The sequence below is a fragment of the Streptomyces sp. MI02-7b genome, from assembly GCF_033793585.1.
Taxonomy (GTDB): Bacteria; Actinomycetota; Actinomycetes; order Streptomycetales; family Streptomycetaceae; genus Actinacidiphila.
Genome location: NZ_JARAWX010000013.1, coordinates 155,337 through 169,698 on the forward strand (window position 1 = coordinate 155,337; position 14,362 = coordinate 169,698).

A 14,362-nucleotide genomic window follows, 5' to 3' on the forward strand; every position below is an offset into this window, starting at 1 on the left:
AGCGCTATGCGGCTCGGGATCAACCTCGGCTACTGGGGCGCCGGAATGGACGCGGACAACCTCGCCGTCGCGCAGGAGGCGGACCGCCTGGGCTACTCGGTGTGCTGGGCGGCCGAGGCCTACGGCTCGGACGCGCCCACCGTCCTGTCCTGGGTCGCCGCGCAGACCGAGCGCATCGACGTCGGCTCCGCCATCTTCCAGATCCCGGCCCGCACGCCGGCGATGACCGCGATGACCGCGGCCACCCTCGACTCGCTGTCGGGCGGCCGCTTCCGCCTCGGCCTCGGCGTCTCCGGCCCCCAGGTCTCCGAGGGCTGGTACGGCGTCAGGTTCGACAAGCCGCTGGCCCGCACCCGGGAGTACGTGGAGATCATCCGCAAGGCGATGTCCCGCGAGCGGCTGACCCACGAGGGCGAGCACTGGACGCTGCCGCTGCCGGACGGCCCGGGCAAGGCGCTCAAGCTGACCGTGCACCCGGTGCGCGAGCACATCCCGCTGTACATCGCCGCCATCGGCCCGAAGAACCTGGAGCAGACCGGCGAACTGGCCGACGGCGCGCTGCTGATCTTCCCCTCCGCCGAGCACCTGGAGGACACCGCCCTGCGCCACATCCGGGCGGGCCGCGAGAAGGCCGGGAAGACGATGGAGGGGTTCGACGTCTGCCCGACCGTCCCGCTCGCGGTCGGCGGGGACGTCGACGCGCTGGCCGACCTCTTCCGCCCCTACACCGCCCTGTACGTCGGCGGCATGGGCAGTCGCAAGCAGAACTTCTACAACAAGCTCGCGCAGCGCATGGGGTACGAGAAGGAGGCCGCCGAGATCCAGGACAAGTACCTGTCCGGCGACAAGGACGGCGCCGCGGCCGCGATCCCGCGCGAGCTGATCGACTCCACCACCTTGCTCGGTACGGTGGAGCGCATCGCCGACCGCATGCAGGCGTACGCCGCGGCTGGCGTGACCACCCTGACCCTCTCCCCGGCGGGCTTCACCCTGGACGAGCGGATCACGGCCCTGCGCACCGGTGTCGAGGCCCTGGAGCGGGCCGGGCTTGCCGAGTAGGCCCATCCGCGGCGCGCGGCGGCGGCCGGTCCCGGCTCAGCCCGGGACCAGCCGCCCCAGCAGCCGCCCGAAGGCGATCAGCCGCGCTATCTGCCCCGGGCCGCCGTCCTCCAGGGACTTGCTGAACCGGAAGGCCTCCGGCCGGAACCGGGCCGAGGCGATCGCCCCGTCCGCGTCCCCGCGCACCGCGCTCAGCTCGTGCGGCATGGCGGTCGCCAGCACGACGTAGACCCCGCGGTCGACCCGCCGGCCCTGCTCGTCCTGGCCCACCAGGACGCGCATCCCGACGTGGCCGATGGTCTCCAGGGGAAGCACCTGCACGGAGGAGTCCAGGACCCGGCCGCCGGGGGCGTCCTCGTCGGCGACCTCCTCGCTGTGCCAGAGGATCAGCCGCCGCCCGTCGCAGACCGCGGCCTCCTGCCACACCGACGTCCCGGCCTCCGTGAGGTCCACCACGCGTTCGAGGGTGAAGCCGCGCACCCGGCGCCGGCCCATGACCCCGCCGATCGCCTCCAGGGCCACCTCGGCGTGCAGGAAGTAGGCGTGCGCCGCGTCGTCCAGGCGCGCGTAAGGCGCCCAGTCGGAACCCGCGGGGCCCGCTGGACGCACCGTCGAGCGGCTCCGCGTCGCCTTGCTGAACATGTCTAGGTAGTGACCCCTCCGAGGGGCTATGAAATCACGAGCGCCCGGGCCGGCCGCAGGACCCCTCGGTTTCCGCGGCCGTGGTGGGGGCTCGGGGGTCTTCCCCGCCACGGCCGTCACCAAACTCAACGCCGGGAAGCGCCAAGGGTTACGCAGCCCTCACCCGATCGTCCGCATCCGTTCGGCCGAGTTGACGTGCGGGCCTGTTGCCAGGCGCTTTCCGGGGCATTTGACTCTTCATTTACGCACGGCCGATTTATTGAGTTATCCGGTGGTCCATCCGGTTCGCGCAGGAGGTTCCGACATGCTCTCCGCCCGGAGTCTGTTCCAGGAGATCCTCGACCACGACGACTCCTTCCGGCTCTTCTGCTCGATCGCCGCCAGCGGGGAGGCGCAGGGAGGCTGGGAGAACGGCCGCATCGCCGCCCTGGTCCCCGAGCAGGAGCGCGGCCTCGCGCCCAAGATCGCCCGGCACGGCGCCGACGAGGACAAGCACGGGCGGATCTTCGAAGCCCTGCTGCGCAAGCGCGGCCTGGAGCCCGTCCCCGTACCCGCGGACACCGACTACACGATGCTGCTGGAACGCGGCGGCATCGGCCTGGCCCACGACAAGCTCCGCCGAGACGAGCCGCTGACCGTCCGGGACGTGGTCACCTACCTCGCCCACAGCCGTGTCACCGAGCAGCGCGCCTCCGAGCAGATGGCCCTGCTCGTCCGGTACTTCGCGGACCATCCCGACGTCGGCCGCGCCGTCCGCATGATCTCCCAGGACGAGGACAACCACCTCGCCTACTGCCACGAGGAGCTGCTGCGCTTCGCCTCCGCCGGGCACGGCCGCGCCATCCGGCACACCCTGCGCACCTGCGCGCTGGCCGAGGTACGCGTCTACCGGGACGTCAGCCTGGCCGTCATGACCCACATGGGACGTGTCCTCGGCTGGTCGCGGGGACGGTCCGCGCTGCTGCGCGCGGGCATCCACGCGGTGTACGTCTACGAGCGCCTGGGCGGCTGGCGGCGCATGGTCCGCCTGTCCATGCCGCAGCGCCGCAACGCCCTCGGCGGGCCGGCCACCGCGGCCGAGGCGGCGGTATAGCGGCGGGTGGGCGCGGGCACCGGCACCAGCAGGGCGGCAGGGCCGGCTACAGCCAGTCGTGCCGCTTGAAGGTCCGGTACAGCAGGATCTCGGCCACCACGATGACCGCCAGGACCGCGGGATAGCCCCACACCTGGCGCAGTTCCGGCATGTGCTCGAAGTTCATCCCGTACACGCCGGTGATCATCGTCGGCACGGCGGCCATGGCGGCCCAGGCGGAGATCTTGCGCATGTCGTCGTTCTGCCGCACGCCGACCTGGGTCAGATGGGCGCCCAGGATGTCGCTGAGCAGCCGGTCGAGGCCGTCTACCAGCTCGTTGGCCCGGGTGAGGTGGTCGGCGACGTCCCGGAAGAAGGGCTGGGTGCTGGACGCCACGTGCGGCACCGTCCCCGCGGACAGCCGGATCATCGGCTGCATCAGGGGCGAGGCCGCCCGGCGGAACTCCAGCAACTGGCGCTTGAACGCGTAGATCCGGCTGGCCGTGCTCTCCGCGCCGCGCCGGGCGGCCGCACGCCGCGGCTCGGGGGCGAACACCTCCGCCTCCAGTTCCTCCAGATCGGCCTGGAGATCGGCCGCCACCACGATGTAGTCGTCCACCACGGTGTCGCTGATGGCGTACATCACGGCGCCCGGGCCGTGCTTGAGCACCTCGTGCTCGGCCTCCAGCCGTTGCCGGATCTCACCGGGGGCGATGGCCTCGCCATGGCGCACGGTGACGACGAAGTCGTTCCCGACGAAGACCATCAGCTCGCTCGCGGAGACCGTGTCCCGCGCGTCGTCGTAGGCCACCGGCTTGAGCACGAGGAAGAGCGAGCCCTCGTAGACCTCCAGCTTGGGGCGCTGATGGGCGCTGAGGGCGTCCTCCACCGCCAGCGGGTGCAGCGTGAACTCCCGGCTGACGAGGTCGAACTCCTTCTCCGTGGGCTCGTACAGCCCGATCCACACGAAGGCGCCGTCCACCGCCCGGGCGGCCTCCAGCGCCTCGGCCACGTCGGTGGGGGTCGCCGTCCGCTCGCCGTCGCGGTACACGGCACAGTCCACGATCACGTAAGTCTCTTTCCGCGTACCGCCGCCGACACACCGGTCCCGGGCGCGCCGTATGGTGGCGGTCATGTCCACCGTGATCCTGGTCCGGCACGGCCGGTCCACCGCCAATACCGAGAACGTGCTCGCCGGACGGCTCCCCGGCGTCGCCCTCGACGAGACCGGCCGCGACCAGGCCGCGGACCTCGCCGCGCGGCTCGCCGTCCTGCCGCCCGCCGCCGTGGTCACCAGCCCGCTGCAGCGCTGCCGCGAGACGGTCCAGCCGCTGCTGGACGTGCTGCCCGACGTGCCCCTGCACGTCGAGGAACGGATCACGGAGTGCGCCTACGGCGACTGGAGCGGACGCAAGCTCGCCGAACTCGCCGACGAGCCGCTGTGGGGAGTCGTGCAGCGCTACCCGTCGGGTGCCGTCTTCCCCGGCGAGGGCGGCGAGTCGGTGCGCGCCATGCAGAACCGCGCGGTCGACGCCGTGCGCGAGTGGAACGCCCGCATGGAGGAGGCCCACGGCCCCGACGCGCTGTGGGTCCTGTGCTCGCACGGCGACGTCATCAAGTCGGTCGTGGCGGACGCGCTCGGCATGCACCTCGACCTCTTCCAGCGCATCGCCGTCGACCCCTGCTCGGTGACGGCCATCCGCTACACCTCGGAACGGCCCTTCCTGCTCCGACTCGGCGACACCGGCAGCCTCGACGGGCTCCGGCCGCGCGAGCAGCCCCCGGCCGCGGCGGGGGACGCGGAGGTCGGTGGTGGTGCGGGCGCACCGTGATCAGCTTCCGCAGTAGGGTGGACCGGACCTCGAAGACACCGAGCAAACGGAGCAGGACGTGCCTCGTCAGGTGTTCCTCTACGACAAGCCCGATCGCTTTGTCGCAGGCACCGTTGGCCAGCCAGGACAACGCACCTTCTTCCTGCAGGCCAGCGCGGCCGGCCGGACCACCAGTGTCGCCCTGGAGAAGACCCAGGTGGAGGCGCTGGCCGAACGCATCGACGAACTCCTGGACGAGGTCGTGCGGCGCACCGGCGGCGCCGCGCCCGTCCCCGCCGTGGCCCCCAGCGAACTGGCGGACAACGCTCCCCTGCAGGCCCCGGTCGAGGAGGAGTTCCGGGTGGGCACCATGGCCCTCGCCTGGGACGGCGCCGAGGAGCGCATGATCCTGGAGGCGCAGGCCCTCGTCGAGATCGAGGCGGACGACGACGAGGACCTGGAGGCCGCGGAGGAGATGCTCCTCCAGGACGACGAGAACGGCCCGCCGTTGCTGCGGGTGCGCCTGACCGGCGCCCAGGCCCGCACCTTCGCCAAGCGCGCCCTGGACGTCGTGGCCGCCGGCCGGCCCCCGTGCCCGCTGTGCAGCCTGCCCCTGGACCCGGAAGGACACGTATGCCCGCGTCAGAACGGGTACCGGCGATCGGCGACGGCCTGAGCGGCGACGTGCCGGGCCGCGACGGCGTCGACGGCATCGACGGCGGCATAGCCGGGGCCGGGGCCGAACTGCTCGCGCACGGCGAACTGACGGTGCTCGGACGGCTGCGCGACGCCTCGAACGCCGTGCTCTACTGCGAGATCGCCCACGAGGGCGTCACCGCCCACTGCGTCTACAAGCCGGTCGCCGGGGAGCGGCCGCTGTGGGACTTCCCCGACGGCACGCTCGCCCAGCGCGAGGTCGCCGCGTACCTGGTGTCCGAGTCGACGGGGTGGGGCCTCGTGCCGCCCACGGTGCTGCGGGACGGACCGTACGGCGAGGGCATGTGCCAGCTGTGGATCGACACCCCCGAGGAGGGGGAGGGCGGCGGCGACGGCCTGCTCGCCCTCGTCGACGCCGAGGAGCCGGGGCCCGGCTGGAAGGCGGTCGGGTTCGCGGAGGTCGGCGAGGGCCGCACCGCGCTGCTGGTGCACGCGGACGACGAGCGGCTGCGGCGGCTCGCGGTGCTCGACGCCGTGATCAACAACGCGGACCGCAAGGGCGGCCACCTGCTGCCGACGGCGCGGGGCGGGCTCTACGCCATCGACCACGGTGTGACGTTCAACGCGGAGAACAAGCTGCGGACGCTGCTGTGGGGGTGGGCGGGGGAGCCGCTGACCGAGGAGGCCGTGGAGGTGCTCGGCAAGCTGGGGACGGAGCTCGGCGACGGCGGCCTCGGGGCGCGGCTGGCCGAGCTCATCACCGCCGCGGAACTCGCCGCACTGCGCGAGCGCGTGGCGGATCTGCTGCGCACGGGGCGGCACCCGGAGCCGTCCGGGGAGTGGCCGGCCATCCCCTGGCCCCCGATCTGAGCGTTCCGGACGCCCCCGGCGGCGCCGCAGTGGGCGACGGCACAGTCCCGGGGGCGCCCAGCGGTCGTTTGCCGATCACGCGGGCGGTTAATCTCATGACATGCATGCCTGGCCCGCTTCCGACGTCCCCGCCCTCCCGGGCAAGGGACGCGACCTCCGTCTCCACGACACCGCGACCGGCGGACCCGTAACCCTGGACCCCGGTCCGGTCGCCCGCATCTACGTCTGCGGGATCACCCCGTACGACGCCACCCACATGGGGCACGCGGCCACCTACAACGCGTTCGACCTCGTGCAGCGCGTGTGGCTCGACACGAAGCGCCAGGTCCACTACGTCCAGAACGTCACCGACGTCGACGACCCGCTGCTGGAGCGGGCCGCGGCCACGGGCCAGGACTGGACGGCCCTCGCCGAGCGCGAGACCACGCTGTTCCGTGAGGACATGACCGCCCTGCGGATGCTGCCGCCCGCGCACTACATCGGCGCGGTCGAGGCCATCCCCGGGATCGTCCCGCTGGTCGAGCGGCTGCGTGAGGCGGGTGCCGCCTACGAGCTCGACGGCGACATCTACTTCCACGTCGACGCCGACCCGCACTTCGGCAGCGTCTCGCACCTCGACGCGGCGGCCATGCGCGCGCTGTCCGCGGAGCGCGGCGGCGACCCGGAGCGCCCCGGCAAGAAGAACCCCCTCGACCCGATCCTGTGGCTCTCGGCCCGCGAGGGGGAGCCCAGCTGGGACGGCGGCGGCCTCGGCCCGGGACGGCCCGGGTGGCACATCGAGTGCGTCGCGATCGCCCTGGACCACCTCGGCATGGGCTTCGACGTCCAGGGCGGCGGCTCCGACCTCGCCTTCCCGCACCACGAGATGGGCGCCTCGCACGCCCAGGTGCTCACCGGCGAGTTCCCGATGGCCAAGGCCTACGTGCACGCCGGGATGGTGGCGCTGCACGGCGAGAAGATGTCCAAGTCGAAGGGCAACCTGGTCTTCGTCTCGCAGCTGCGCCGGGACGGGGTCGACCCGGCCGCCATACGCCTCAGCCTGCTGGCCCACCACTACCGCTCCGACTGGGAGTGGACGGACGCCGTGCTGGAGCGGGCCGTGGAGAGGCTCGGCAGCTGGCGCGCGGCTGTGTCGCGGCCGGACGGACCGCCTGCCGACGCCCTGGTCGAGGAGATCCGCGAGGCGCTCGCCGACGACCTCGACGCGCCCGCCGCGCTCGCCGCGGTGGACCGCTGGGCGGCCCTCCAGGCCGCCGAGGGCGGCACCGACACCGGGGCTCCCGGGCTGGTGTCGCGCGCGGTGAACGCGCTGCTCGGCGTGGCGCTCTGAACCGGCCCGACCTGAGCTGACCAACGGCGAGGGCCGTTGTCCCCGCGGGGACAACGGCCCTCGCCGTTCGCCGTGGCGGCCGGCGGCCGCCACGGGTCACTCGTCCTTGTCGGTGTTCTCGGTGTTCTCGGTGCTCGCCGTGCCCTCGCCGTCGGCGTCGGCAGGCGTGTCGGCGTCGGCGGAGCCTTCCTTCCCCGGCGCGTCCCGGTCGGGCCTGGCCACGTTGCCCTGCCCCGCGGTGCCGGTGTCCGGCTTCGGGGAGGTGTCCCGCAGGTAGGGGCTCGCGTCCTGGTCGCCCGCCTGCGGGTCGCGGCGCCGCAGATAGCGTTCGAACTCGCGGGCGATGGCCTCGCCCGAGGCCTCCGGCAGCTCGGCCGTGTCGCGGGCCTCCTCCAGGGTCTGCACGTACTCGGACACCTCGCTGTCCTCGGCCGCGAGCTCGTCCACCCCGACCTGCCACGCGCGGGCGTCCTCGGGGAGCTCGCCGAGCGGGATGCGCAGGTCCAGCAGGTCCTCCAGCCGGTTGAGCAGAGCCAGGGTGGCCTTCGGATTGGGCGGCTGCGACACGTAGTGGGGCACGGCGGCCCACAGGCTCACCGCCGGGATCCCCGCGTGCGTGCAGGCCTCCTGCAGGATGCCCACGATGCCGGTGGGGCCCTCGTAGCGGGACTCCTCCAGGCTGAGGGCCGTCGCCAGGTCCGGGTCCGAGGTCACCGCGGTGACCGGGACGGGACGGGTGTGCGGCGTGTCGCCGAGCAGCGCGCCCATCACCACGACCATCTCGACGCCGAGCTCGTGGGCGAAGCCCAGGATCTCGTTGCAGAACGAGCGCCAGCGCATGCTGGGTTCGATGCCCCGGATCAGGACCAGGTCGCGCGGCTTGGGGGTCTCGATGCGGACGACGGACAGCCGGGTCGTGGGCCAGGTGATCTGGCGAACGCCGCCGTCCATCCACACCGTGGGACGGTTGACCTGGAAGTCGTAGTAGTCCTCGGCGTCGAGCGCCGCGAACACCTCGCCCTTGAACTCCCGGTCCAGATGCCCGACCGCGGCGGAGGCGGCGTCCCCGGCGTCGTTCCAGCCCTCGAACGCGGCCACCATGACCGGGTCGATCAGCTCGGGAACTCCCTCGAGCTCGATCACCCAGCGCCTCCTTCCGGCCGGAAGGGGGATGGTGTCACCCCCGCCGGCTGCCGTTCCTTCGCGTGCGGCACCAGCCTACGGCTTCACGGGGCGGGTGCCGCCGCCTTCGTAGGGGGATGATCCCCAGCGTCACCGGACGTACGCGTCCTGTCGTCCACCGGCCCCCACGCGGAGCGGTACGCGGCCCAGTCCTCCGCAGTCGCGTGGAAGTCGACGTAGAGGGCGAGCCCGAAGCGCTCGCGGCCGGGATCCTGCCGGGCGAGCCCCAGCCGGGCCCCGCGGGCGGCGGCGGCGACGGTCTCCGCCCACGCGTGGTGGCCCAGGTTGTTCGTGTGGTAGCCGGGCAGCCCCATCAGCAGGTCCGTACCCGGCGGGGTCACCTCCAGGGCCAGCGCGGTCTGCTGGGCGACGTAGCCGCCGAAGAGGCTCTCCAGCGGCATCGCGGTGTCGTAGGCCATCACCGCGACCTGGTCGACGCGCCGGGCGACGTCCCCGAAGTAGGCCTGCGACCACCACTTGGGATGGTGGAACAGCGCGCCCGCCGGTACGTGCAGCGAGGGCAGCGGATCGATCTGGTGTGTCGCCACGGAGAGGACCGCGCCGTGCCGGGCCGTCAGCGCGTGGACGGAGTCCAGGACGTCGAGGAAGCCGCGGTCGCCCGAGTACATCGGCTCCAGGTCCAGGTGCACCCCGTCGAAACCCACCGCCAGCGCCTGCCCTGCGCTCGCCGCGATCCGGGACCGCGTCGCCGGGTCGTCCAGGTGCAGGCCCTTGTCGCCGTGGTGCGAGACCACCTGTCCCAGCCACGCCTGCACACGGACCCCGGGCAGCGCGCGGTGCGCCTCACGCACCAGCGACGCGGCCTCGGGGTACAGCGCCGGATCGAGACTGCCGTCGAACTCCATCGGGCCCGTGTGCACGTACAGGTCCCGGGTGCCGCTGCCGCGCAGCTCCCGGCCGAGCGCGGCCAGGTCGGCCGCGTCCCGGCGGCCGTCGACCCAGGCGTGGCCGAGCCAGACCGCGTTGCGGCCGCGGTCGGCGCCCGCTCCTGAGGGGTCGCCCACGTACTCCAGGCGCAGGGCGACGCCGGCCGCCAGCACCGGCAGCAGTACGACGAGGGCGACCGCGAGGGCGCCGCGCCGCACCGCGCGGGCGGAGGGGCGGTGCAGGCGGAGCGGGCGGCGGGGCGCCGGGCGGGGGAGGTCCGGTTGCACGCGTGAATTCATCCGATCCCTTTTCTCGATCACTTCTTCGAGGGATCGGACGCACGGGGCGCCGTGCCCGGTTCGCCCGCGGGCCGGCGGCTCAGAGGGTCGAACGCAGCCACTGCTCCACGCTGGCGACATGGACCGTCGCCCACGACCGCGCCGCCTCCGCGTCGCGGTCGCGCAGCGCGCCGAGGATCGCCCGGTGCTCGTGCAGGGTGCGGCTGACCGCGTCCTCCTGGGTCAGCCCGCGCCAGATCCGCGCCCGCGTGGTGGGCCCGGACAGCCCGTCGAGCAGCGAGCACAGCACCGAGTTGCCGGCCGCCTGCACGATGCCGCGGTGGAACTCCAGGTCGCACGCGACCAGTTCCTCGACCGACGGCTCCGTCCCCAGCGCCGCCAACTGGGCCTCCAGGGCGTCGAGCTGGGCCTCCGGGATGATCGCGGCGGCCATGGCGGTCGCCGCGGGCTCCAGTATCCGCCGCACGGCCAGGAACTCCAGCACGGTGTCGTCGCGGTGGAAGTCCACCACGAAGCTCATGGCCTCCAGCAGGAGTTGGGGGTCGAGGCTGGTGACGTACGTGCCGTCGCCCTGCCGCACGTCCAGGATGCGGATCAGCGAGAGCGCGCGCACCGCCTCGCGCAGCGAGTTGCGCGACAGGCCGAGGTCGGCCGCCAGTTCGCTCTCCTTGGGGAGCCGGTCGCCCGGTCGCAGCGCACCGGAGACGATCATCCCCTTGATCTTCTCGATCGCCTCGTCGGTGACCGCCATGACCGCCCTCGCCTCCAGGACATCCGATGTATCGGGCCATTATGCCGTGCATCCGCGGATCGGGAGCCCTGCCGGTCGACCGCGATGTCCACGGTGCGCTCCGAAGATCCGGCGACGGCGTTCCGGGCGCCGCGGGGAGAGGGCCCGGACACGCCAAAGGCCGTTTCCCGGCTTCGGGAAACGGCCTTCGAACTGCGACGACGTTTGTCACACCGTCGGGACGACAGGATTTGAACCTGCGACCCCTTGACCCCCAGTCAAGTGCGCTACCAAGCTGCGCCACGTCCCGGTGCGGACCGGCCGGGGCGGTGCCCCGGAAGATCACGTAAAGAGGAGAATACCCGAAGGTCGCTGATCAGCCGAATCGCTCGATGCGGATCCGCCCCGCCGGCTGCCCGCCGTCCACCAGGAGGCGGGAGGCGTGCTCCGCGAAGCCGTTGCCGCCGCACACGTACGCCTCCCAGCCGCCCGGCGGCGGATCGGCCAGGTAGGGGGCCAGATGCGCGGCGCCGAGCCGGCCCTGGGCGCGGGTGAGGACGACGGTGGTCTCCGCGCCGTACTCGCGGGCGTAGATCAGGTCCTCGGGCGTTCGGGCGGAGACGATCAGCCGCAACGGCACGTCCAGCCCGCGCAGCCGGCGGTGGCGGATCATCGACATCAGCGGCACGACCCCGGAACCGGCGCCGAGCAGCAGCGCGGGCCGGTCGCCGGACCAGGCGAAGAAGCCGCTGTGCGGGCCGCGCACCTCGAAGGCGTCGCCGGGCCGGGCGACGCGGTGCAGATGGCCGGAGACCTCGCCGTCGGCGACGTGGTCGAGGGTGAGCTCGATGTGGCCTGAGCCGTCCGGCGCGGAGGCGAGCGAGTAGTTGCGCTGTGCCGTGTAGCCGTCGCCCGCCGTCAGCCGCAGCGTGAGGTACTGGCCCGGCAGGTGCCCGGCCCAGCCGGGCACCGCGAACCGGAAGGTGGCGGCGCGGGGGGTCTCCCGGCGGACCTCGGTGAGCGTGGCGCGCCGCCACACCGCGGCGGCGGCGCCGCTCACCGCGACGCGGCCGGGCACGGCGAAGCGGGTCGGCGGGACGAAGGCGGGGGCGGAGAGGTCAGTCATGGGCGTAGCGCTGCTCCTGCCACGGGTTGCCCCGAGGGTGGTAGCCGTTCTGCTCCCAGAAGCCGGCCTCGTCGTGGTCGAGCAGCCGGATGCCCGCGATCCACTTGGCGCTCTTCCAGAAGTACAGGTGCGGCACGACCAGCCGGGCCGGGCCGCCGTGCTCGGGGGCGAGCGGCGCACCGTCGTACTCGAAGGCGATCCAGGCCCGGCCGCCGGTGACGTCGGCGAGCGGCAGGTCGGCGGCGTAGCCGGTGTGCGCGTACGCCACGACGTGCGTCGCGGCGGGGGAGGGGCGTACCTCTTCGAGGAAGGCGTCCAGCGACACCCCGCCGAAGTGCACGCCGAACTTGGACCACCCGGTCACGCAGTGGATGTCACCGCGGTAGGAGGACCGGGGCAGGGCCCGCGCCTCGTCCCAGGTCCAGGTGCGCGGCGCCGCCACCAGGCCGTCGACGCGGAACGTCCACTGCTCCGCGGTGAGCCGCGGGGTGACCTCGGCGGACAGCACCGGCCACTCGTCGCGCGCGTCGTACTGGCCGGGTGGCAGCCGCGGGTCGCGGTCGGCGGCCCGGGCACGGCCGGTGAAGCCGCGGGTGGGTTCCCGCGCGGAGGTCATGCCGGGTGCTCCTGCTCCAGCGCCTCCAGCGCGCGCAGCGCGGCCGGTTCGTCCAGGGTGAGCAGGGCGCGGTCGCGCATCAGGACGCGGCCGTCCACGACGGTGTCGCGCACATCGGCGGCCGCGGCGGCGTACGCGAGCATCGACCACGGGTCGTGGCGCGGGGCCAGGTGCGGCCCGCCCAGGTCGAGGACGACGAGGTCGGCGCGCTTGCCGGGCTCCAGCGAGCCGAGGTGGGCGTCCAGGCCCAGCGCGCGGGCGGCCTCGATCGTCGCCATCCGCACCGCCTGCTCGGCGCCCACGGCGGTGGGGTCGCCGGACGCCTTGTGGACCAGGGCGGCGGCGCGCACCGCGCCGAGCACGTCGAGGGTGTTGGAGCTGACCACGCCGTCGGTGCCGAGGCCGACCGTCACACCGGCGGCCAGCAGGTCGGGGACGCGGGCGATGCCGCAGCCCAGCTTCAGGTTGGACACCGGGCAGTGCGCGACGGCCGTGCCGGTCCTGGCCAGCGCGGCGATCTCGCCGTCGGAGAGGTCCACGGCGTGCGCGAGGAGCACGTCGGGGCCGAGCACCCCGAGCGAGTCCAGCAGTTCCACCGGGCGCTTGCCGTGGCGTTCGACGACCATGGCGACCTCGGCGGCGTTCTCCGCCGCGTGGACGTGCAGCAGCGCGCCGTGCTCGCGGGCGAGCCCGCTGATCGCCACCAGCTGGTCGGGGTCCAGGGTGTAGGCGCTGTGCGCGAAGAGCACGGGGCGGGTACCCGGCGCACCGGACGCGCGTGCCGCCAGGTCGGCGGCGGCCCAGGGCATGCGCTCCGCGTAGGCGCGGCCGTCCGGCGGGCCGGGGACGTCCATGAACGTCGGGCCGGCCAGCAGCCGCCAGCCCGCCTCCCGGGCGGCCTCCTCGGCGGCCTCGTGGAACCAGTACATGTCCAGGCCGGTGGTGACGCCCGCGCGCACGCTCTCCGCCACCGCGACCCGCACCCCGGCCGCCACCGCGGGCGGCGAGAGCAGCTCGGCCTCGCGGGGGATCACCCGGGCCAGGAACTCCTGCAGGTCCACGTCGTCGGCGCAGCCCCGCAGCAGGGTCATCGCCAGGTGCGTGTGGGTGTTGATCAGGCCGGGCAGCACCAGGCGGCCCGTCGCGTCGATCTCCTCGGCGGCCCGGTACGCGGCGCGGACCTCCGCCGCCGGGCCGACGGCCACGATCGCGCCGCCGCGCACCGCGACCGCGCCGTCCGGCACGACGGTGCCCGCCGCGTCGACGGTCAGCACAGTGCCGCCGTGCACCAGCAGATCGGCGTCCTGAACGCTCACTTCACGTCGCTTCCGTACTCGGTGGCCAGCAGATGCAAGGCGTCCAACGTTACCCGGCTGCCGCGGGCAACCCCCTCGGCGACCACCGCCCGGTACGGGTCGTAGCCGCCGGTCGCCTCGACGTCGACCAGGTCGTCCGCGTTCGCCCCGTCCACGACGAGCGCGCCGCCCGCGACCAGGCCCCGGGTGGAGGCGAGCACCAGCAGCGCCGACAGCTCCATCTCGATGGCCGCGATCCCGGCGGCCGTGTACGCCTCGCCCGGCAGCGGCAGGAAGCCCGGCTGGAAGGCGGCCCGCGTCCAGACCACCCCGCGGTGGTGCGGCGCCTCCAGCGCCCGGGCCGCGCGCTGCAGGGCCAGGACCGCCTCAGGCGCCGCGAACGCCGGGTACTCCGGCGGCAGGAGCTGCTGCGTGACCCCGTCGTCGCGTACGGCCGCCTCGGCGATCACCAGGTCGCCGTCGCCGATCCCGGCCGCGATCGCCCCGGCGGTGCCCAGTCGCAGGATCGTACGGACCCCGGCGTCGGCCAGCTCCTGGAACAGCAGCATCGCCCCCGGGGCGCCCACGCCGTGCGAGGCGACCACCACGTCCGTGCCCTTCCACGTGCCCGTGAAGGTGCGGTACTCGCGGTGGTACGCCACCTCCCTCGCCTGCGCCAGCATCCCGGCGACCTCCGCCGCCCGCGCCGGGTCGCCCACGACGACCGCGTGGGCGGGCAGCCCCGTGCGGGGAATGCGGGTGATGGGCTGCGGATCGGCGGTCAT

15 protein-coding genes and 1 tRNA gene are annotated in these 14,362 nt (G+C 73.7%); 6 read left to right on the plus strand and 10 right to left on the minus strand.

All coding sequences use genetic code 11. The annotated features are described in order from the left end of the window. Positions 1-6 precede the first annotated feature (6 nt). A complete protein-coding gene (locus tag PV364_RS22435) occupies positions 7-1,059 on the plus strand; it encodes an LLM class F420-dependent oxidoreductase (RefSeq protein WP_319661960.1) in 1,053 nt (350 codons plus the stop codon). Positions 1,060-1,095: 36 nt separating this feature from the next. On the opposite strand, the gene PV364_RS22440 is transcribed toward PV364_RS22435, so the two are convergent. Continuing rightward, positions 1,096-1,701 (minus strand): hypothetical protein, encoded by a 606-nt coding sequence (locus tag PV364_RS22440; protein ID WP_319661962.1) that lies wholly within the window; start codon positions 1,699-1,701, stop codon positions 1,096-1,098. A gap of 304 nt (positions 1,702-2,005) precedes the next feature. Between PV364_RS22440 and PV364_RS22445 the strand changes: the two genes are divergently transcribed. Continuing rightward, the gene (locus PV364_RS22445; protein ID WP_319661963.1) at positions 2,006-2,794 is read left to right on the plus strand and encodes a ferritin-like domain-containing protein; all 789 of its coding nucleotides are present in this window, start codon (positions 2,006-2,008) and stop codon (positions 2,792-2,794) included. A 46-nt stretch (positions 2,795-2,840) separates the two neighbouring features. Here PV364_RS22445 and PV364_RS22450 read toward each other — a convergent pair whose 3' ends face one another. Then, the gene (locus tag PV364_RS22450; RefSeq protein WP_319661964.1) at positions 2,841-3,842 is read right to left on the minus strand and encodes a magnesium and cobalt transport protein CorA; all 1,002 of its coding nucleotides are present in this window, start codon (positions 3,840-3,842) and stop codon (positions 2,841-2,843) included. Positions 3,843-3,906: 64 nt separating this feature from the next. Between PV364_RS22450 and PV364_RS22455 the strand changes: the two genes are divergently transcribed. From PV364_RS22455 to mshC, 4 genes are all read left to right on the plus strand, one after another. Then, positions 3,907-4,605: a histidine phosphatase family protein gene (locus tag PV364_RS22455; protein ID WP_319661965.1), complete on the plus strand. Its 699-nt coding sequence runs from the start codon at positions 3,907-3,909 to the stop codon at positions 4,603-4,605. Between the two features lie 58 nt (positions 4,606-4,663). Then, entirely contained in the window at positions 4,664-5,260 is a 597-nt protein-coding gene (locus PV364_RS22460; protein ID WP_319661966.1) for a DUF3090 domain-containing protein, read from the plus strand. Next, positions 5,218-6,111, plus strand: coding sequence for an SCO1664 family protein (locus PV364_RS22465; protein ID WP_319661967.1), 894 nt, complete (start codon positions 5,218-5,220; stop codon positions 6,109-6,111). Before PV364_RS22460 ends, PV364_RS22465 begins: the two co-directional genes overlap by 43 nt. Before the next feature lie 100 nt (positions 6,112-6,211). Then, entirely contained in the window at positions 6,212-7,441 is a 1,230-nt protein-coding gene (mshC, locus tag PV364_RS22470; protein ID WP_319661968.1) for a cysteine--1-D-myo-inosityl 2-amino-2-deoxy-alpha-D-glucopyranoside ligase, read from the plus strand. A gap of 96 nt (positions 7,442-7,537) precedes the next feature. Here the strand turns inward: mshC and PV364_RS22475 are convergent, their stop codons facing one another. The 8 genes from PV364_RS22475 to PV364_RS22510 form a co-directional block, all read right to left on the minus strand. Next, positions 7,538-8,584, minus strand: a complete 1,047-nt coding sequence (locus PV364_RS22475; RefSeq protein WP_319661969.1) for a PAC2 family protein — start codon at positions 8,582-8,584, stop codon at positions 7,538-7,540. Between the two features lie 83 nt (positions 8,585-8,667). Beyond that, positions 8,668-9,810 (minus strand): hypothetical protein, encoded by a 1,143-nt coding sequence (locus PV364_RS22480; RefSeq protein WP_415924588.1) that lies wholly within the window; start codon positions 9,808-9,810, stop codon positions 8,668-8,670. Positions 9,811-9,889: 79 nt separating this feature from the next. After that, positions 9,890-10,561, minus strand: a complete 672-nt coding sequence (locus PV364_RS22485) for a FadR/GntR family transcriptional regulator (protein ID WP_319661971.1) — start codon at positions 10,559-10,561, stop codon at positions 9,890-9,892. Between the two features lie 215 nt (positions 10,562-10,776). Continuing rightward, positions 10,777-10,850: transfer RNA gene (locus PV364_RS22490), tRNA-Pro, on the minus strand. A 66-nt stretch (positions 10,851-10,916) separates the two neighbouring features. Continuing rightward, positions 10,917-11,666: a ferredoxin reductase gene (locus PV364_RS22495; protein WP_319661972.1), complete on the minus strand. Its 750-nt coding sequence runs from the start codon at positions 11,664-11,666 to the stop codon at positions 10,917-10,919. Then, positions 11,659-12,282 carry a sulfite oxidase-like oxidoreductase gene (locus PV364_RS22500; RefSeq protein WP_319661973.1) on the minus strand — a complete coding sequence of 208 codons (624 nt, stop codon included), beginning with the start codon at positions 12,280-12,282 and terminating at the stop codon, positions 11,659-11,661. The genes PV364_RS22495 and PV364_RS22500 overlap by 8 nt, the downstream gene beginning before the upstream one ends. Continuing rightward, positions 12,279-13,598: an amidohydrolase gene (locus tag PV364_RS22505; protein ID WP_319661974.1), complete on the minus strand. Its 1,320-nt coding sequence runs from the start codon at positions 13,596-13,598 to the stop codon at positions 12,279-12,281. Before PV364_RS22505 ends, PV364_RS22500 begins: the two co-directional genes overlap by 4 nt. Beyond that, entirely contained in the window at positions 13,595-14,362 is a 768-nt protein-coding gene (locus PV364_RS22510) for a nucleoside phosphorylase (protein ID WP_319661975.1), read from the minus strand. The genes PV364_RS22505 and PV364_RS22510 overlap by 4 nt, the downstream gene beginning before the upstream one ends.